18 protein-coding genes and 2 pseudogenes are annotated in these 19,515 nt (G+C 42.5%); 8 read left to right on the top strand and 12 right to left on the bottom strand.

The window, feature by feature from the left end; translation table 11 throughout:
• Positions 1 to 64: 64 nt before the first annotated feature.
• From AC6I8U_RS25900 to AC6I8U_RS25910, 3 genes and pseudogenes are all read left to right on the top strand, one after another.
• Positions 65 to 970: a LysR family transcriptional regulator gene (locus AC6I8U_RS25900; RefSeq protein WP_498019709.1), complete on the top strand. Its 906-nt coding sequence runs from the start codon at positions 65 to 67 to the stop codon at positions 968 to 970.
• A gap of 601 nt (positions 971 to 1,571) precedes the next feature.
• Positions 1,572 to 2,555 carry a tripartite tricarboxylate transporter substrate binding protein gene (locus AC6I8U_RS25905; protein ID WP_498019710.1) on the top strand — a complete coding sequence of 328 codons (984 nt, stop codon included), beginning with the start codon at positions 1,572 to 1,574 and terminating at the stop codon, positions 2,553 to 2,555.
• A 493-nt stretch (positions 2,556 to 3,048) separates the two neighbouring features.
• Positions 3,049 to 3,930: pseudogene (locus tag AC6I8U_RS25910) on the top strand (IS630 family transposase); the annotation flags it as partial.
• 613 nt (positions 3,931 to 4,543) lie between these two features.
• On the opposite strand, the gene AC6I8U_RS25915 reads toward AC6I8U_RS25910, so the two are convergent.
• The 4 genes from AC6I8U_RS25915 to AC6I8U_RS25930 form a co-directional block, all read right to left on the bottom strand.
• Entirely contained in the window at positions 4,544 to 4,972 is a 429-nt protein-coding gene (locus tag AC6I8U_RS25915) for a basic helix-loop-helix domain-containing protein (protein ID WP_498019711.1), read from the bottom strand.
• Between the two features lie 293 nt (positions 4,973 to 5,265).
• Positions 5,266 to 5,646, bottom strand: a complete 381-nt coding sequence (locus AC6I8U_RS25920) for a hypothetical protein (RefSeq protein ID WP_498019712.1) — start codon at positions 5,644 to 5,646, stop codon at positions 5,266 to 5,268.
• A gap of 237 nt (positions 5,647 to 5,883) precedes the next feature.
• The gene (locus AC6I8U_RS25925) at positions 5,884 to 7,119 is read right to left on the bottom strand and encodes a zonular occludens toxin domain-containing protein (protein ID WP_498019713.1); all 1,236 of its coding nucleotides are present in this window, start codon (positions 7,117 to 7,119) and stop codon (positions 5,884 to 5,886) included.
• Between the two features lies 1 nt (position 7,120).
• On the bottom strand, positions 7,121 to 7,309 hold the full coding sequence (locus AC6I8U_RS25930) for a hypothetical protein (protein ID WP_498019714.1): 189 nt from the start codon (positions 7,307 to 7,309) through the stop codon (positions 7,121 to 7,123).
• A gap of 381 nt (positions 7,310 to 7,690) precedes the next feature.
• Between AC6I8U_RS25930 and AC6I8U_RS25935 the strand changes: the two genes are divergently transcribed.
• Both AC6I8U_RS25935 and AC6I8U_RS25940 read left to right on the top strand, forming a co-directional pair.
• Complete coding sequence (locus AC6I8U_RS25935) at positions 7,691 to 7,954, top strand: hypothetical protein (protein WP_498019715.1); 264 nt, start codon at positions 7,691 to 7,693, stop codon at positions 7,952 to 7,954.
• A gap of 711 nt (positions 7,955 to 8,665) precedes the next feature.
• Positions 8,666 to 10,105, top strand: coding sequence for a hypothetical protein (locus AC6I8U_RS25940; protein WP_498019716.1), 1,440 nt, complete (start codon positions 8,666 to 8,668; stop codon positions 10,103 to 10,105).
• A 15-nt stretch (positions 10,106 to 10,120) separates the two neighbouring features.
• On the opposite strand, the gene AC6I8U_RS25945 is transcribed toward AC6I8U_RS25940, so the two are convergent.
• The 6 genes from AC6I8U_RS25945 to AC6I8U_RS25970 all read right to left on the bottom strand — a co-directional run bounded on the left by AC6I8U_RS25945 (position 10,121) and on the right by AC6I8U_RS25970 (position 13,835).
• Entirely contained in the window at positions 10,121 to 10,873 is a 753-nt protein-coding gene (locus tag AC6I8U_RS25945) for a helix-turn-helix transcriptional regulator (RefSeq protein WP_498019717.1), read from the bottom strand.
• Positions 10,874 to 11,324: 451 nt separating this feature from the next.
• A complete protein-coding gene (locus AC6I8U_RS25950; RefSeq protein ID WP_498019718.1) occupies positions 11,325 to 11,924 on the bottom strand; it encodes a hypothetical protein in 600 nt (199 codons plus the stop codon).
• 54 nt (positions 11,925 to 11,978) lie between these two features.
• A complete protein-coding gene (locus tag AC6I8U_RS25955; protein WP_498019719.1) occupies positions 11,979 to 12,608 on the bottom strand; it encodes a hypothetical protein in 630 nt (209 codons plus the stop codon).
• Positions 12,609 to 12,854 carry a hypothetical protein gene (locus tag AC6I8U_RS25960; protein ID WP_498019720.1) on the bottom strand — a complete coding sequence of 82 codons (246 nt, stop codon included), beginning with the start codon at positions 12,852 to 12,854 and terminating at the stop codon, positions 12,609 to 12,611. It lies immediately after the preceding gene.
• Between the two features lie 214 nt (positions 12,855 to 13,068).
• Positions 13,069 to 13,566: a GNAT family N-acetyltransferase gene (locus AC6I8U_RS25965; RefSeq protein ID WP_498019721.1), complete on the bottom strand. Its 498-nt coding sequence runs from the start codon at positions 13,564 to 13,566 to the stop codon at positions 13,069 to 13,071.
• Positions 13,563 to 13,835 (bottom strand): type II toxin-antitoxin system TacA family antitoxin, encoded by a 273-nt coding sequence (locus AC6I8U_RS25970; RefSeq protein ID WP_498019722.1) that lies wholly within the window; start codon positions 13,833 to 13,835, stop codon positions 13,563 to 13,565. Before AC6I8U_RS25970 ends, AC6I8U_RS25965 begins: the two co-directional genes overlap by 4 nt.
• A gap of 272 nt (positions 13,836 to 14,107) precedes the next feature.
• Here AC6I8U_RS25970 and AC6I8U_RS25975 point away from each other — a divergent pair, with 272 nt between their 5' ends.
• Positions 14,108 to 14,326, top strand: coding sequence for a hypothetical protein (locus tag AC6I8U_RS25975; RefSeq protein WP_498019723.1), 219 nt, complete (start codon positions 14,108 to 14,110; stop codon positions 14,324 to 14,326).
• A 263-nt stretch (positions 14,327 to 14,589) separates the two neighbouring features.
• Here AC6I8U_RS25975 and AC6I8U_RS25980 read toward each other — a convergent pair.
• Both AC6I8U_RS25980 and AC6I8U_RS25985 read right to left on the bottom strand, forming a co-directional pair.
• A pseudogene (locus AC6I8U_RS25980) lies at positions 14,590 to 15,362 on the bottom strand (RNA-guided endonuclease TnpB family protein); the annotation flags it as partial.
• 171 nt (positions 15,363 to 15,533) lie between these two features.
• On the bottom strand, positions 15,534 to 16,676 hold the full coding sequence (locus AC6I8U_RS25985) for an RNA-guided endonuclease InsQ/TnpB family protein (protein ID WP_498019724.1): 1,143 nt from the start codon (positions 16,674 to 16,676) through the stop codon (positions 15,534 to 15,536).
• 212 nt (positions 16,677 to 16,888) lie between these two features.
• Between AC6I8U_RS25985 and AC6I8U_RS25990 the strand changes: the two genes are divergently transcribed.
• Positions 16,889 to 18,034, top strand: coding sequence for a ParB/Srx family N-terminal domain-containing protein (locus tag AC6I8U_RS25990; protein WP_498019725.1), 1,146 nt, complete (start codon positions 16,889 to 16,891; stop codon positions 18,032 to 18,034).
• 357 nt (positions 18,035 to 18,391) lie between these two features.
• Positions 18,392 to 19,504: an NADH:flavin oxidoreductase gene (locus AC6I8U_RS25995; protein WP_498019726.1), complete on the top strand. Its 1,113-nt coding sequence runs from the start codon at positions 18,392 to 18,394 to the stop codon at positions 19,502 to 19,504.
• Positions 19,505 to 19,515 lie beyond the last annotated feature (11 nt).

The raw sequence follows: 19,515 nt of genomic DNA on the forward strand, positions 1-19,515 counted from the left end.
TATTGATAATTTTGAGGAAAGATATGACTATTAGACCTCAGATAAAATTACTTCCACAAAAACTATGAATCTAAAAGCTCTTAGAGTGTTTGTCTCTGTAATGGAGGAAGGAACTTTAGCTCGATCTTCCGTAAAGCTACATATCAGCCAACCTGCAGCGAGCCGTTTACTAATGCTTCTCGAAGATTCTATTGATCTAACGTTGTTTATAAGGCATCGAAAAAGACTCATCCCGACACGTGAAGCTGAGGCTTTCTTACATGAAGCAAGGCTAGTTCTTGCTTCTATTGATAACATTCCTTCTGTCGTAAAAGACATCAAAGCTCAAATCAGCTCTAAGTTGAGAGTTATATGCATGCCGCGACTGTCTGATAGCCTTGTAATGCCAGCTGTTAATGAGCTTTTAAAGAGTAACCCAGATGTTCGAGTACAGGTTACTCTCCAAGACTTTCAAGGTTTAGAGCGACGGTTGAACTCAGAGCAGTTTGACATTGGGGTAACCTCAAACATCGTACAAGGACAAAAAGAACACACGGAATGGATAGGTCACCTTCCCATTTGCGCTATTGTCTCGCGAAAGTCAAGACTGGCTACACGACGAAGTATATGTGCTAAAGATGTGATAGAGCTTCCTTATATCGCTTTAACAGAAAATACGATGATAAGGCCACTGGCGGATCGCCTCATTTCGGAATGTGGACATCTAATCAGACCCAAAGTTGAAGTTTCGGCAGTGAGTGCTGCATGTCGAATGGTTAAAGAAATGGAGGGTTTCTTTATAGCGGATTTTGCTTCAGCTGATTGGACCACGCAACCTGATCTCATCGCTATACCGTGGGAACCCTCAACGACACTAGACGTTGGTATTTTCTATCCCACTACGTTCGAGCCTCCGGAGATGGCTAGGAAGTTTGTTGAACATTTACGTAACGTATCTGATCACCTGATTACAAAACATGCGCCTTATTGAGCTTGGCTTCTATAGTAACTTAGGTTTCAACGTTGTGAATAGCTAAAAAGTGTCGGTAACCACCCGTCAGATTGCATGAGTAACCTTTTCCCAAAAGCAATTCTTTCACGCGGAGGGATTCGAGGTGTCTCTTTCTTAATCTTGAAAGCCTTAAAGTACGATGAACGCGATTAGGTTCAATTAAGTCTATTCAGTGAGGTTATTTCCATCTAGCTATTGCCAAATCATCATTCCAAATGTTGAGTAAATCTCTGTTTAAAAGTATTTTTTCTCTACTTCCTGTTCACGGTTTAGTCGCAAGACGTCTACATCAAACCAAAATCCGTTAGGGTCACGACTCTGGGTGTGAGATGGACTTAGTTCATTTTATCTCTATATCAAAGCCGCTATCAAAATCCAAAAATGACTGATAGGAATGCTCCGAAATATGCACTAATGCTATCGGATTCCTAGTTTCGATAAAAAGTTAATAACCTATTTGTATGAAATCATCCAAAAGTTCGAATTTAAACATGACGTTTATGTGGTTACTGTTAATAAGTCGGTTGTCGATGTAGCAGGCTGCTATCGTGTCCAACCGTTTTCAAAGGGAGATTGAATTATGAAATTAGTGCGAAATATTCACCATATGATATTAGTGGTCACAGCTGTCGTTGCTTTTGGTATGACGGTCTCGACGAATGCTTATTCGAAAGACTATCCCAGTAAGCCTATCACGGCAATAGTACCTTTCGGCGCAGGCGGAGGGACTGATAATTATGCAAGGACATTGGCGAGTTCTGCTGTTGAAGTACTAGGTCAACCAATAGTAGTCGTCAATCGCCCTGGAGGCGGGGGCTATCTAGGTGCTAAGTTCGCTGCAGATGCAAGGAAAGACGGGCACACCATATTGTTTCAGTCAGGTGGATCTTTTATTCTTGGCGGTATGATGCAGCGCCGTCCAGTGGACCCGTTCCAAGACTTCGAGCCGGTCGCTATAGTGGGGCAGGTTAACACGGGTTTAATTGTTAGTAAAAATAGTCCTTACGAAACGATACAAGACCTCATCGAGTCTGCAAGAACAAATAGGTTAACATGGGCCCACTCCGGCCGTGGTGGAGTGCATCATATGGCGGGTGCTGCATTTCAGAACATACAAGCTTTTAACGCGAAAGATGTTCCCTACAAAGGAGGCGGTAATGTTCGCACAGCGGTAATGGGAGGTCAGGTTGATTTTGCGTGGGCGGGAGTCCAACAAATAGCAGGTTTTGAAAGTGAACTGCGTGTTTTAGGTGTAGCAAATAAAGAACGTGACCCAGTTCAAAACGACTTCAAGACGTTTGAAGAGATCGGTGTTGATTATGCGCGTTTTGCTTCACCAGTAACAATTTATGTTCCTAAGGGAACAGATCAGGAGTTGATTGACAGATTGTCGAGCCAAATACAGGACATACTAGCTCAAGAATCATTCAAAACTAAAGCTTCAGCCGCTGGATTGCCAATTATGTATATGGGGCCTGAACAGACAAAAGACTACTTAAAAACGCTAGCTGAAGAGTGGGAGCCTATAGTAGAAAAAGTGAAAACAGAACTGTCGAAAAGTTAACATAGCCGGGAATATCACATTATGATAATTAATCATGAAGAGACAAGTGAGCAAAGGTGGAGCAATATTGTCGTTCTAGCGCTATTTATGACTGTAGGCTTTTTGTTTTTCGTATTCTCTTTTTCAATCGATGATAGCTATAGTGGAGAGGGGGTAGGACCTCGTTTGGTGCCACAGATAGCCTCAATATTACTTATCTCTATTTCTATGGGAATGCTGTTTTTTTCACTGAAACACAGGTTTTTTTTTCTAAGACTAAAGTTGAAAAAAAATTTTATTTCTTCACCTATCTCTGAAGAGAAAGGTCCAAGTTTAACTGATAAACTTGGATCAATAAATAGATCAAACGCAATCTCCTTAAGGGTGTTACCACTTAAAATACTGTTGGTTAGTATCATATATATATATCTGTTCCAATGGTTGGGATACCTGTTATACCCGTGATCATTGAAGGTGCTTGATTTTCCGTAGAAACAGGATCATGCTACACATCATGAAAATAACGCTATCCTCCAAGAAGAAAAAAGAACTCGAAGCGATGCACGACTCAACTCGTGATGGTCGAGTGCGTGACCGTATTAAAGCGGTTCTTCTTACTTCTGAAGGCTGGAGCAGCGCAATGATTTCTCAAGCACTTCGTATCCACGAAACAACCGTTGTGCGTCATATCAATGATTACCTTCAGTCTGAGAAGTTAAAGCCCGATAATGGTGGTAGCCAAAGCCGACTTTCTGCCGCCCAAACCATGCGGCTCATTGAGCACTTGGCTGAGTACACGTACTTTCATACCCATCAAATTGTTGCCTATGTGGAAACCGAGTTCGGTATTCGTTACACTGTTTCGGGTATGAATAAGTGGCTGCACCACAATGGTTTTTCTTACAAGAAACCCAAAGGTGTGCCACACAAATTCTGCCCTGAGAAACAGCGGAATTTTGTTGAGTATTACAATAACTCCCTGAAAAATAATGAAGCCCCCGTTTTGTTTATGGATGCCGTTCATCCTACTCAGTCAACAAAGCTCAGCTATGGCTGGATTCAAAAAGGTCAGGATAAGCTCATCGATACAACGGGTAGCCGTACACGCCTAAACCTTATTGGTGCTCTGTCACTGGAAGACATTGGCGCAACGGTCACTGAAACGTATGACACCATTAATAGTGAGAGCATTGTTCGTTTTTTCTGGAAGCTAAAGAAAGAACACTATCCACTGGAGCAAAAAGTACACCTAATCTTAGATGGAGCGGCCTATCATCGAGCCGAGTTGGTGAAAGATGCAGCAAAGGTGCTCAATATTGAACTTCATTACTTACCGCCCTACAGTCCGAACTTAAATCCGATAGAACGGCTCTGGAAAGTAATGAATGAGACTGTATATGACTGTGGTGGGTTAGGTAAGGCATTGAAAGTTTTTGCGCTGCCGATGGAGATGAATAACCAACCGGTGTCAATTCAACGGACTCTAAAACTTGAAGCTAACAAAGAGTCTAGGCTTTTCGTAAGGGTTACCCAGGAAGATGGTCACCGAGCTTGGACAAGCCCAATTTATATAAACAAGAGTATGACTAAAAACACCAACTAAATTTAGAGCATGGCTTATAACGGGATTGTTGCAACAATCCCCTCGAGATACCCAGATCCTTTGCGATGCGGTGGATGCTTCGCCCTTGCTGACGTAAAACGTGTATTTCCACTAGTTGCTCCTGATTGATCATAATCCGCCGCTTTGTCCATGTTACGAACGGATAGTTTGCCTCAGGTGGGTCAACTTTAAATCGGCGTTAGTGGGTCATTTTTACATCGGCGCTGACAATGTGGTTCGTTTGGCAATAATCATGCTGTTTAATCAAAGATTAAATTAGTATTTCATACCATATAACTTTATGGTAAATAGCTTATGTTTAATGAAATGCAAGAAGCAGAAAAAGCAAGAGGTGGTGTGCAACATTACAATCACCCAAGATTTAACATAACATACATAATGCGCACTAAGGGGTAGAATTTAACCTAGCAAAATGTACTAAGTTCTTGAGTTGATTTGATATCTCTAACTTATCTTCAGAATCAAGATTGGGATAACAATCCTTTAGTTTTGAAATTTCAGCAACAAGAGATTCAGGAATGCGAACCTGAACGGTTTTTTCTTTTTTTGGGCGACCTGCACCCTTACGAACACCACCATGTTTAGGCTTGTTATTCAAGAGATACGACATTGCATCATTGAGAACAAGAACAGGATAACGTTTTGCTGAGTAGTAACAAAGGAACTCAGGCTCATCATCGATACATCGAATGCACAATTCCTTTATCATCATATGCTTACGATGTAGTTTTTCAGGGTTTTTCTCGCCAATAAAAGAATCTTCTATCTTTTTAAGCTCGTATTTAAATACCTTAACTTTACTCGAAATGCTCATAATTCCCTCTCTTTGTATATATAAATTATAGCTGAGATCTTGATTTTTGCACCATTAATCAAGTGATGAAGATCTAAAAAATGGCGCTTGATTTTTGCACCATTTTTCAAATTGACGTAATTAACGTATTAGGCATATGCGCAGTTTGATGTAAGAGTAAATTAGAAATATCCTTACGAGCTGACGCGCGGTTTTTAGCATCTGTTTACTGATTTAGCTATGGTTCCGCTTGTCTGCTCATGCTAGTTATTGAAAGATGGAGCTTTTCAACAACTAACACGAGCCCAATTTAACTAATCTAGTGAACGACGAAACGCATGACTGTAAATACTCGATATCCTAGTCTGAGCTTTTTCTATAGCAAAGGCACAATAAACAAGCTCTTGCAGTTCTTCAAAATACAAGTCAGAGAAAAACTCACCATAAGCTTTCTTAGTCTTTGGATCTTCTATAGCTAGCTTGCTCATATTGATTGAGTCATTCATAAACCTTTCACCAACTTGATCGAATAACGCAATATACTGACGAATATCGGCTAGATCGCTATCATTTATACGAAGTAATGCTGCAACATAAGCACAACGTTCTTCTCCCCAATCACGACTCATAGCATTTTCTGTGTGTTTTCTGAGCTGATAGATTAACCTACTAGATTTTTTGAAGCCTTCCGACAAAACAACCTCTTAAATATTCAAAAAGCTACACAGACTAAGGAAAAAACAAGATAAAGCAAGCTAATACTGACTTTGAGAACGAAAAACCTTCGTTATGGACGTCATAGGATAAGAGGCAGGAACAACACCTTTGCAGTAAACCAACTTCGTGCGCTGTTAGTAAGTCGTGCAAGGCAAACCACTCAACATAATTCTTATCCCATAATGCGCACTTGGGTTTTAAATTGTAGACAAGTGTTATTGTAGATTCGCCATCGCACTGATAGTTGATTGCGCCAAAGAGAAATCATTTAATACCGATATTTTAGACTCTCGTTTGTCCTTTGATGGTGATAAGCGACAAGAAATTTTATAGGGTTCTCCTGAATAAGTCTTAAGCCAAGCATCACACGGTGATGACGCAGTCAGCGTTAAACCATAATAAAGATAGTCAAAAGAACGGTCATATCTATCATGCAATGCGTAATCATATGTGACTGTACCATCATCACTAATAATCATTACATACCCTGTGATATAAACCCCTTGTAAATAATCAGGCACGAGACGAACGAGTTGAGATTGAGCCTTATTTTGTACTGTGCTTTGTTCTGTCGCTGCACTCTTAGGTAATTCAGGTTCATCTTGTAAAACGAGCGACCAAACATAGAAAGGCGATATAAAAAAGAAAAACAATGCCATGATGCGAAAATATAACCATGAGTGTTTAGGCTTCTCTGTAAGCTTTGACGGTTGGCTATACCAATGTTTAAGCGTCTGGCCTGATAGATAACTAAACGGTGCTCGCATATCAACCTGTTTTCCGTTAAAATCTTCAATATCGATCTGAAAGATTTGATTCGTATCGTATGTGCCAAAAAAGTCTTTCGGTCTGTAAGTTTCGGTATAATACGGTTTGTTGCCCTGCTTTGATTTCCCTCGACGGTAAGAGGCTCTATTGATATGAGGTAATATTGAGCTTGATTGCTGTTTCCCTTTTGACTTAACGAGTTTATAGAAATCATAGAGCGTTGAAAAAATAGGGATACGAAAGTGATCGAGTCGGGTACAGCAAATGAAGTGCTCACCCAGTGCATTCAATGCCTGTTTATCAACAGATTCAGGGTCTTGAACCGCAATATAGATATCCCAACCTAATTTACGAATCATCACGAGCTTTTGGATAAGTTCTCTACGCCCTTTTTGATTCCAATCCCTCGAATTTAACCAAAAGACACCCTCATCAAGAAAAAGCCCACCAAGTTGTTTTTTCTCTTCTTCTGGACACCCTCGCCCTAACTGGTCTAAGTCTTCTAATCGAAACACAGAGGGAACACGGCTAATGACCTCTGCTGTGTTAGGACAGAGATTTTCAGGAAACACGTCTACATTGGTAGCGACACGTGAACCACGAGCTAGGTACTCTTTCATCTTACGCGCTAGAAATATACCTTTACCAGCTCCTAAAGTTCCATAGACAAAATAACAGGACATATTATAAAGCCCCCTTAGACGCTAAGTTAATTATTTTACTCTTAATTAAAAACACATGACTGGTAATATGAGAGACAGCCATAATATTAAAACACTGAAAAATATTACCAGGCAACAAAGAAAGACCGGCAGCAACATTACCAGTTGGCTGAACTATTGTAACTAAAGAAATACCTTCTATTGCAGCCATAAAAGTCAAATACAAACCCACATACATGGTAATTAAAGGTAGTGGCTTACGCCCTCCCCACCTACGCCCCGCGCTCGCGGAGCGGCGCAAAGCGCAGGAGCGAAGTGCGGAGAAACTAAAGCCAACAAGAAACGAAAGGTTTAATGGGTTCCTGTTGGATGACTCGCCATTAACGCTTTGATGCTCTGCAAGGCTAGTTTAGCAAGTGATGAAGGATGTTTTGCGATTGCTTTGATGGGGAGTTATGGCTTCGGGCATTTGAAGTAGTCACGACCAAAAACGGCAGTGGGTGCCCTTTTCCCTTCGGGAGGATCGAGTTTTTGAGTCCATTACTTCCACTTGTTAAAATATGTTCATGTTCCCAAAGAAGAGAAAGAAGACATGAACTCATCACTGCAACTAGGTACTTATTATAATGTACAGTTCGTTGCGACATTACCTGCATTTTTAGATCTTAAACATGAAGACTTACCAAAAGATAGAGTAGTTCTTAGTATCAACAAAGAAGACATACCAAGTGAACACCAATTTGACTGGTATAGAAATACGAAAGTTATCAAGTACGATGTAGAAAATTGGAAGTGTGTAAACCTTGAACACTTGAGTGAATCAATTGAGGAGGTGACACTCAAGCCCATAAGTTAATGCGCATTACAGGAATTATGTTACGGGCTCCATTTATAAAGCGATTCTCTTTCCTAACATGTACGGTGCCGCGCTGGCACCGACAATGAGTAAGTCTCTCGCCCACCCTTTACTGCATTGCGGCCAAGGCAAACCACTCAACATAATTCTGAACACATAATGCGCAGTTTGATTTGATTGATGCTGTGAGAATGAGCTTTTGACGTTCTTCATTAAGCGGTACTTCGTGTGGGAATACGCTCACTTTATCCGACGCTAATACCTTGCTGCGTCGAATACCCACAAACTGATTAGCCGCGTGTCGGTGGACATTAAAGTTTGAAACTTTTCTAATTCCGACGTGCGTTACTATCGTGGCTACCAGAACCCAATGCTGACAATAAAGATCGAAACTTAGACTCAACCAACGTAGCTATCCAATGAAAGTGGGACAACAAAGTTTGAAACTCGCTTTTGGACATAAATGTTTCAGGTGCTTTGCTAATTTAGCGACATACGGATAACTTTTGGTATGGCAAATCCATTTGATGCAGTGTTCAATTTCACTAGAATTGCTTCTCAAAGCAGAGTCCTTAGGCGTTGTTATCTAGGTGAGTCAAATAACGCCTATCACCCATTTGGGTGATGAACTGTCTCTTGCCATCATCTACGTTACATGTGAGTACCCAAATAACACCACTACTTACTTATAAGGGAATATTGGAGGTATTTATGAACTACTCACAGAAAATAAAATTTACCGTGATTTGCCTAGGCACAATCACTCTATTCGGGTGTGGCGGTAGTGACTCACCTACCGTGCAAGGTGAAGAAGTCATGGGTAAACTCATTGATGGTTATGTATCTGGTGCGAAGATTTTTATGGACTTAAATTTCAACTCCATACATGATTCTAATGAGCCTTACACCATTACTGGAAGCGACGGGTCGTTTCAATTTTCAGAGTCAGAAACTAGCTCTCAACCGTGTTGGAAACATGTTCCAATAGTAGCATTTGTGCCTATTGGTGCAATAGATAGTGATGAGCCTGCCATTCCCATCGCTGAACCTTACACAATGACTTACCCGCCATTGTCCTTTGCCCAAAGTAACTCTGAGATTTATGTCACCCCTCTGACTACTAGAATCTGGAATGGAGCAAATGATGCTTTGCACATTGATGGCCTAGTTTCAACTTGCACTGACTTACTTGATAATGAGAGCGTTGTGCAAAATCTCAGCCAAATTATTGCAACAGAAGAATCAAATGTGGCAGAGACTTTCTCTACAACAACATTGAATCTATATTCAGACTACATTGCAACGGGTAATACTGAACTTCATGCTAAAGCCAAAGAATCAGTAAGTAAACTAAAGGAAGCGTATAATAGTGAAGCAATGCTACGGGAGAGCACACCAGATGCAACCTATATTCGAGTGAGTTATTTTGTAGATGATGGTGATACCATAAGGTATCAAAATATAACTACCGAAGATGGCTATATTATCAAGTATGATCATGTTGATAGTGATGATGTCAGCTTTGTGATTTCCAGTGAAACACATGAAATTATGAACTACAGCTATAATGATGATAGAACCATCAAGCTAGAAACCAGTTTTTTATTAGACGATTTAACCATAGATACAAGAACTTACTCTTGCACCTACGATGAAACGTACAAGCAAATGGGTAATGGATTAACTTACAGCATTGAGAATCAAGCCCATGAAGATAACATTATCGATATGGATGATTGCAAAACCATAACGTTAGCATCTTCCCCATCAAGGCAAGTGCTGGGTGTACGAACACGCACTAACTCATTGTTAACCAACAAAACTCGCCTAAAATATCCTGCAGATTTACTTCACCCCGAGTATGAACGGTATTTTGATCTTGGTAATAACCCTAACAACATTTCTATGACAGAACTTAACTCATTGGCTTTCATTGAAATCGATTTTGAAAGCGAGCAGAGTTATGGCGCTCCAAGCTGGGCAAGGGCGCGTTATGACTATACTCAGTCAACTAACTATCTCGTAAAGGAAGTACATGAAAACGATAGTTTTTATGCAAGAGTAATTGAGTATTTCGACGGTCAAGTTGAAACTATCTGTGGCGACTCGCTGGAAAGCTTAGATAGCAACTTACCTAGTGATTGTTACTAGTAGTAATAGTTAGAATTACCAATAAAAACTGGGATTACTACTTAAATATTCGCTTATCAGCTGGTTTTGATGGCGCGCACCTAGCTTAGAGAGAATTTGCTTAATTTGGGTGCGTGTCGTTTCTTTCGATACACCTCTAATTTCAGCAACTTCCGAACCATTAAACCCTTTAATCAATAGTATAAACACTTGGTACTCTGCATTACTCAATTTCTCAAAGATAACCTTATCAAATACATTTTTCTGATAGCGTTCCCAGTTTTTTTCTAAGTGTTTTTGTGCAAGCCAGCTGTCCGCCCAGCAGCACATTACTTCCCATATCTGACCCAACTGGACACTCTGTGTTAGTGTAAGTTGACTACTACAGTGTGTACTCAAAGCCATTGTGTATCCATCTGGCATCCTATAGAGCCCACTATAACTGTGATTATAGCCGATAGTTGGAACTAAAATGTCTAGAAATGGTTCATTCTTGATGTGCCTGAAAGGAAGCATTTCTTGAAGATATACCAATTTATTGTCCAACTTACGTTGGAGGTAAGTTTTTAGGTAAATATCATGCTCTTGAAGTGCTTGATAGATGTTGATTTGATGTTGACTAAACCCATTCACACATTGAACAATCGCGTTATGTTGTCTATCCAAGATAGACAACAATGTGCTTTCAAGGCCCAGATTGGGCAGCTCTTTTTCGATTAAATTTCCAATGAAAATAGATGGAGCATAGCTATTGGAATCATTACCAGATGATAGCTTTATGCTTCGCATATTTATCCTTCTTGGCAGTTAAGAAACTACGATACTTTTCGCTTAGAAAATAGCCCATTCATGCGACGACCTATAGTTCACCGCTTACTCACATTTGAACAGCGTAAACTCGATAATAAAGTTACCCGCTTCCCTGTGTGCCTCACAAAAACAGTATGTACTCTTATACTTGATATTTCAAATAAAGTCAGCCCACCAGAAGGGTTGGTGGTGAGCTTACAATGAAGATAAGAGCCAAAAGTGTTGCTAAGTGGTCGAAGTAGGCATGTATTGAAGCTATACAACCAGTCATTAGTAAAAATAAGGCTATTTCTAATAGGTATTACTCGCGTATTTGTTACGCAAGCTTGGAATGGGGCAAAACCTTCTTAGAGTAGAAGGCAAACTACGACAAAAAAGCCCGAAAAGTTTCGAACTTTATTGTCATAGTTCTAGTCTTTATTGTCGAGTTTCAAACTTTAATGTCCACCGACACCGCGATTTTCTGCACGGGCATGGACTCAATGCGCACGTATTGTTTTTCTGCAATCGTCACGGCAGGCAATGCCGCTACGCCCACCTGTTGACCCGCTGCAATTTGAACGTCTGGCAGTGTATTGAAGCCGATTTCCTGCCCACTTGCCAAGCTGATAACGGGAATTTGTGACGCTGTAACTTGTTGATTGGGTGCGATTTCCACTGCTGGCTGATTAGCAATGCTCACTTGTGGTAACGACTGGATAGTCACTGGCGGCAAGCTTTCAATCGTTACATCTGGCATGGATTGCACCGCTAATTGCTGACCTTCTACAGGTGGGGTGAAATCACCGGTACCATGCTCAAGCTCTACCTGACCAACACCTGTAATGAGCAAACGGCCGAACGTCCCTTTGTTAGACTTGTAGAGCAATTTACGGCCAAGCTTGACGCGTTCGCCGGTTTCTTGGATTTCGACCTCTAACTTGCCTTCTTTCGATTCGATATACGGGTCAAAGAAAACCACTTGTGCGCCTTTGGGTACTGTATCTAACTTCTTAACGGCGTTAGTCTTGCCACCGCCCGTGGTTGCCACATACAAGGTGTGTTGTGGTGGTAGCCGAACATTGCTGTTTTTCGCTCAGGTAACCTAAGCGGCTTCGACTTTTTTCGCATCTTTTCCCCCTTTCAAAGCGGCATCGTTAGCGGCTTTTTCAGCTTGTAGCCGCTTAGTAGTGGTAAAGCCTGAGAACCCAAGACCGAAGTTGGCGACACCGAAAAGAATCTCTTCTTTGTACTGCTCAAACCAACCAAGCCATGTTAGCCCGTATTTTTCAACCAGCGGTGCGGTGGCTTCTAAGGCCTTCTGTTTGGCTTCTTCATCAAACTTGAAATCGACGCCCGCCGCATTCGAGAGGTATTGCTCCGACAGGAATAAGCCCATTTGTGTCATACCGACAACGGCGGCACTATCAATGGTTTCCTGTTCGGTTTCTTCTGTTTCGGTTGGCTCGCCACTTTGCTCTGTATCGATTTCGGCTAAGTCGTTTAAGGCAGCTTGGTAATTGGCATCATTAGCGGTGCTCCTTGGTTTCATTAACATATAGATGAACGAGATAATGCCAACGAGGGCTAACAAGTAAGTTATAGTGCGTTGGCGTGATGGATTAGGTGTAGCTACTTCGTTGGCTTCAAGCTTTGTTGGCTCTGGGTTTGAAGCCACTTCAACTACCAGTTTGGGTAACGGCTTCGGGTCAGCTTCTTTCGGTGACGTGGTCACTTAATCAAAGTCCGATTTGATTGCCTTCATATGGCTAGTTATCCAATCTTGGAAGGTTTCCCCTTTACCTTGCTGAAAACCGCAACTTGGACAGTTGTAATACAACCGCCCTGTATTGAGTTTGTTTTTAGGTGGCTGACCATCTTTCAATATGCGGTGTTCTCCCACCGCATGAACGGACGCCACGTGATTGCAATCAGCCATGTGGCATCGCACATACCCTTTGATTGGGTTCTTACTCGCCATTCACGACCCCTTCTAATTGCTGCAATCGCTCGTTGGTAAGCTTCATCCACACCAAGCACAGCCTCAGCGGTGCCATCAGCTTTTTGGCAAACGGGTTGGATGAGATTTGTTTAACTTCCTGCTGTGACTACTCATCGCCCGCTCAAAGGCGGTGAGTAGTCACCCGCTCTCTTCCCCCCAAATTTGTCTAAAGCTACCAAAACCTAACTGTTAACTAACCTAAGTTTGCTCTCACATCTGCAATTGTAATGAAGAGTTTGTTTTCAGCGTCTTGAAATGAATGAAAACCATAGCGTTCATAGAAATGTTTTGCACCGTCTTTAGCATCTACGATAACTACTGGAAATGCAACGCTGTCACTAGCAGCTAATAGCTTTCTGAGTGCATCGACAAGCAGCCACTCACCAAAGCCTTTCCCTTTGAATCGCTCATCGACAGCGAGACGGGCAATTAAACCACCAGATGTGGAAGACTGGTGCTTTTTTTGTAACTTGTCGGGCAATACCTTTAAGTCAATTGGTGTCATTGTTAGCGTGTAAAAGCCGATGACTTGTGAGTTGTCATTATCATCTTCCAATACAAACGTTCTTGTGTTGTCTTTCTTTGCTTGCTGACTCGCCATTACTTTGAAGTAGTTATTAAGAGCTTCGATGCCACAGTTGAACTGGTTTCTATCGTGTTTAGCTTTATCTAGAAGTACCGTGTTCATCATTGAGTTTTGTTCTCGTATCGCCCGGCAGCAGTTTTTAGTTTCGCATTCTGTGTTACAGGATGATCCAAAGCTTCCATTAGCAACATAGCATCAGCTTGACTCAGCTTTAAAGCCTGTTCACGTTCGATGACTTGTTTAGCTTTTTCGATAGCAGCGCTTAAAACAAATGAGTTGATGCTAGACATGCCTGAGATTGCGGCGGCCTTAGTTAGTAAGTCTTGTGTATCGACATCAACTCTAGCGGTAATGCGGGGCAAAGTGGTAGCCATAATGTTATCTCCTGTTGTGTCAAAATGTCACATCGAGATTATGGTCTTAAAATGCACATTAAGCAATAGCTGTGTCACTTTGGCACGCAAGCTAACAAATAACTCAGTGTGGGAAATGCTCTGTGGTATCATATTTACCTTATCAAGGCTTATTCGAATTCCTACCATTCAGTAGCAACCCAAACACGAAATGATGTGATGGACGCCCCCGTTAACGGCTTCGATGAGCCAGAATTAAGGTGTTAGCACTTAATTACGAAGGAGCATCCATCATGAACATTAAAGTTGTTGGTATCGATATTACCAAATCCGTCTTTCAAGTTTGTGTCCTACTTCATTACTTCATTACTTCATTACTTCATGATAACAAGGTGGCATGGAACAGAAAGATCACCAGAAGTGATTTGATGAAAAAGCTGAGTCTGCTTCCTGAAAACACTCTCATCACTGGGCTCGGCAAACGCAGAAACATGGATTTGAGGTCGTGTTGATTCCTGCTCAATTCGTTAAGCCGTTTGTGGGTCACCAGAAAAATTATGCGAATGATGCCAGAGCTATATGCGAAGCATCTCAACGACCAGGTGTTCATCCCGTGCAACTGACTTCTTCCCGCCCTATCGGGCGAGGGTTTTCATATCGTTAGGAGAACAATTTCTAGTTCATCACGCTTTCACTAGACTGGATTGCTCCAATCCCCGATCCAGTCGCTCCCTAGACTAACCCGCCAGTCCGGCGGTTTTTATATTCTGTGCTGCATTGATTCATGTACGAACCCACAACCATAACAACGCTTTGAGCTAGGGAAGAAGCGGTCTATCTCTGCGATAGTGCATCTAGCCCATTCCACTTTGTACTTCAATTGGCGAACGAACTCGCCCAATGAAGCATCAGCGATATGCTTTGCTAGTTTTGGATTACGGGTCATGTTCTTCACAGCTAACGACTCAACACAAACGACTTGGTTTTCGTTAATGAGTTTGCGAGACAACTTGTGCAAGTTATCTAATCGACTATCAGCAATTTTGGCATGTAGACGTGCTACTTTCTGGCGTGCCTTGTCGCGGTTCTTACTGCCTTTTTGTTTCTTGGTTAGTTTACGCTTTAGGTAGGCCAGTTTCTTTTCGTAGCGTTAGGTGTGGCGAGGATTATCAACTTTCTCACCGCTATCTGTGATGAATAATAGGTTATTTAAACGCTGCCTTAGTCAGTCTGATTGATTGCTTGTCATGCTTTGAATTTTGGGTACTTGGCTCGCTTTTCCCAGAAGTTCTTGAACGCATCTTGCTGGTCGCGCAAAGCCTGTTGAAAGATAACGCTCGATACTTCTTTGAGCCATTCAAACTCTAGCTTTAGAGGTACTAAGCGTTTTTTCAGAACTGAATGAGCGATAGATTCACCGCTCTCATAGTATACGTCAGTGCGATACTTGAGAGAGTTATTCCAGACAAAGCGACTACAGCCAAACGACTTTGCTAGTAGTTCAGCTTGCTGCTCTGTTGGGTAGAATCTTTCTTTGAACTTACTCATTAGTGAAGGAACGCCCATGATTTAAAACATTCTTCCCAACATCACTGGATAAATCAGCTTGCTGTAAAGCAATCACACCAATGACCTATTCACGACCTAGTTTGTGACTACTGACCGCCCTATTGGGCGATGCTTCTTATTTCGTTAGCCGTTGCTCGATAGTATCGAGACTTAAGCGGCTTCCATAAGCAGAGACGATTGCCCAACCGCCTTTAATTCCAGAATGCCTTTGTCGCGGATATTCAGGGCGGCATTTAAGTCGCGATCTATATCCGTTGTGCCACAAGATGGACAGTCCCACTTGCGAACCGATAAGGACATTTCTTCCATTTTATGACCGCAACAATGACAAGTTTTAGAGCTGGCGTACCACTGATCGAGCTTTACTAGATGCTTACCTTCCTCTTTCAGTTTGTACTCTAGCTTAACGACAAAGCTATGCCATGAGGCATCCGCTACGTGTTTCGCCAGTTTGCGGTTTTTCATCATATTGGCTGATTTGAATGTCTCAACTATCACCGCTTGGTTTTCGTCAACGAGAGTTCGAGAGAGTTTGTGTTGAAAATCAGCACGAGCGTTAGCCACTTTTTCGTGGCTCTTCGCCACAAGTAATCGTGCTTTCGCTCGATTGGCGCTCCCTTTTGCCTTGCGGGATAGCTGACGCTGCTTGCGTTTGAGGTTTTTCTCAGCGCGTTTTACAAATCGTGGAATGGCTGTCTTCTTGCCGCTCGACTCAATGGCAAAGTGAGACAAACCTAGATCAATGCCTGTAACTTTGTTTACCGTATGGAGCAGGTTAGGTGCATCCAGACCATCATCAACGAGGATAGATGCGTAGAACTTGCCCGTCTTGCTCAAGCTGACAGTAATGCTCTTAACCTTGCCTGCGATCTGACGGTGAATGTTCGCCTCTACAGGCTTAATTTTCGGGAGCTTTATTGCACCATCAAGTACCTTTACGCCTACACAGTGATAACTAGATTGCTTCCCGTGCCTACGCTTAAATTGGGGATACTTGGCTTTCAGCTTCGGGTTAAAGAAGTTATCAAAGGCTTGATGAAGGTTGATTACCGACTGCTGCAAAGCAATTGAGTCATATTGCTTTAGCCAATGATATTTGCGGGATTTCTTGGCGACAGCAAGCAGTGGCTTAATGTCCTTTTTAGGATTCAATGCAACGCCATGCTTGTGGTACATGTGAGATTTTAAATGCAGAGCTTTGTTGTACGCGAACCGGACAGCACCGAACTGAGCCATTAGAAACTCAGCTTGCTCCTGTGTTGGGTAAATGCGTACTTTGGTTGCTCTTAGCACTTAAGTTACTACACTGTATGTATATACAGCATTATACTTGCTTGATTATGCCTGTCTATTTTAAAGTGCTATCGCACTTTCGCCTTATATCCCCGCCCTCATCGGGCGAGGGTTTACGGCGAGATTGCTAAATTAATTAATATTTCTGTAAGAAAACCATCAAAAACACTCTTTATAGTCCTGTCACGTTTAGTATTAAGAAGTATAGAGATATGATAAAAAAGGCAGCATTGGCATTAACGATTACAGGATTTTTGTTAGCGGGCTGTAACAGCAGTACTGACGACAAAGAAGCACCCCTAGGTGAAAAAGGGAAAGAAGAGTACCTTAGCTTTGCTGCTGGGGAAGTTCACTGGGTCACGGTCGGTGATTTGATGCCAACACAAAAAACATTGGGTTTACTTCAAAATGACTACAAATTGGGTCGTTGGCAACTAGAAGAAGAGAAGTTATTTGAAGAGTTTTGCGAAACTTACGGCCTGCGCGATTCTGTAGATGACTTTGATGAAGATAGCGATTTCAATGATCCAGACAGCTTTGTGTGTAAAGACCCACGAAACGAAGATGGTGAGATCTCGGAAGATCAGAACGGTGTTGAGCGCATAATGAGCTGGGTTAATCCAGTGATTGTGGGTCCTGATGGTGCCCTTTATCTGACCGATGGTCACCACACTTTTAGCCGCTTCAATGATATGGCTGAGGGTGGTCCAGATACCAAAATTTTAGTTCGCGTAGCAGACAACTTTGCCTTTGATGCCGAGAACAAACGTATTGACATGAACGCATTCTGGCAAAAAATGCAAGACACAAAAAATGTTTACCTGTTTGATAACGGCGAAGCAATCAAACCAAGTGACCTTCCTAAAGACCTTGGGAAAGCCGATGAAGATAATCCAAAAGGATTAGTCAATGATGACTATCGTGCCCTTGTTTACTACACGCGTGATATAGGTTGGCATAAAGGAAGCGCAGAGTCGATTCCATTTCTTGAATACTACTGGGCCGAAGAACTGCGCAACATCATCGCTGTAGAGGGCGCTGACACTATCGATGAGTACAGTAAAGTGGTTCTTGATGCATCCCGATACATGGTGAGCTTACCTGAATACTATATCTTAGGGGATAGTGAAAAAACGGCGGCGGAACTTGGCCAACTCTCTGAGCTTGAGTTCACTGACACACAAAGTGTTATTGAGGAAATCATTTGTGAGTGGGACGAAGATGATGCCAAAGACGGGAAATTGAAACTGGGTAAACTCGGTTGGGCATTTTATCAAAATGGTACCGATATTGAGGACTTCCCTTTCCCTTGTAACAACCTAAGTGATTACGAGAACCGTTACGACTTAGCCCGCTAATCCTGAAGGGATGCAAGCATAATTCGGCTGATAAAGCCGTTATGAGTGCTTGCATCTAGCACTCTCTAACCCGTTGTCACTGCGCAGTAAACAGTAATAACAACAAGAATTACACCTAAGCTAATGTACGCCTATTTTTTGCTTTACAGCTCAGAGCAAGGTCATTAGTATGCGCACAAACTACGAAGAGAAGGCAGAGTGGGTCAATCATCGCTGTTGACAGTCGATAAACGTTAATGACTCATCAAGGGTCAACGTCTCTCAAGCTCCACCACTTTTAGAAAAGGCCGCTGTTTTTACCAGCGGCTTTTTGTATGAATCTCTTTCCCCTGAACCGCCAACCTGTGAGGATCTGATTTGAGCACTCTATTTAGTGAAAGCCGTATTGGCAAGATGACCCTAAAAAACCGTTTTATTCGCGCGGCAACATGGGAGAATATGGCAACAGAAGACGGCCGTCTGACCAACAAGTTATATGCCATCCATGAGGAGCTCGCAAAGGGTGAAGTCGGCTTGATTGTCACCGGCTACGCCAATATTGTCGCCGAAGAAAAGCCTAACGCAGGCATGATTGGAATGTACAGCGATACGTTTATCTCTGAATATCAAAGACTGACTGATCTGGTGCATCAACATGGCAGCAAGATAGTAATGCAGCTTGCCTATGGCGGTACCAAAACTACTTACCAGGTGGGTGAGCGGGTGATCTTTGCGCCGAGTGATGTTGCAGAGAAAGGAACTCAGACCCAAGGTAAGGCAATGACTAAGGCGGAGATTGACTACATCGTCACTGCTTTTGCCAATGCCAGTCTGCGCGCTAAACAAGCTGGTTTTGACGGGGTTGAGATCCATGCGGCTCATACCTACCTGATTAACCAGTTCCTTAGTCCTTATTATAATCGTCGTGATGATGAGTATGGTGGTAACCTAGAAAACCGGATGCGATTCTTGCTTGAAGTCTTTGCCGCGACTCGTGCTGCGGTCGGTGATGACTTCCCTATTATGGTAAAACTGACTGCCAGTGAGTTCTTTGATGGTGGTTTGAGCTTTGCTGAAACCCGTGTTATCTGCAAGCAATTGGACGCGATGGGGGTCGATGCTATTGTGGTCTCGGGTAATGTACACGGTAAGGCCGACAGCATGGTCGGTGAAACCCATGACGGTTATCAGATCCAGTCAGAAGGCTATTTTGCTCATTACGGTGATGTGATCAGCCGCGAGATCAACGCCCCAGTGATCACTGTGGGTGGACTGACCGATATCGCCGCCATCGAGCAGTTAGCAACCAACACCAATATTAGCTACTTTGCCCTGTCACGTCCCCTGTTGTCAGAGCCGGATCTGATCAAGCGTTGGCAACAGGGAGATCGTCGCCCGGTGAATTGCGAGCGTTGCTCGAAGTGCCGAACCAAACGTGGCAATTTCTGTGTGGTGAATAAAGACAGGAAAGCCATCTTAGCTGAGATGTAACCGAGATTCCG

The sequence above is a fragment of the Vibrio sp. KUL80 genome, from assembly GCF_059725495.1.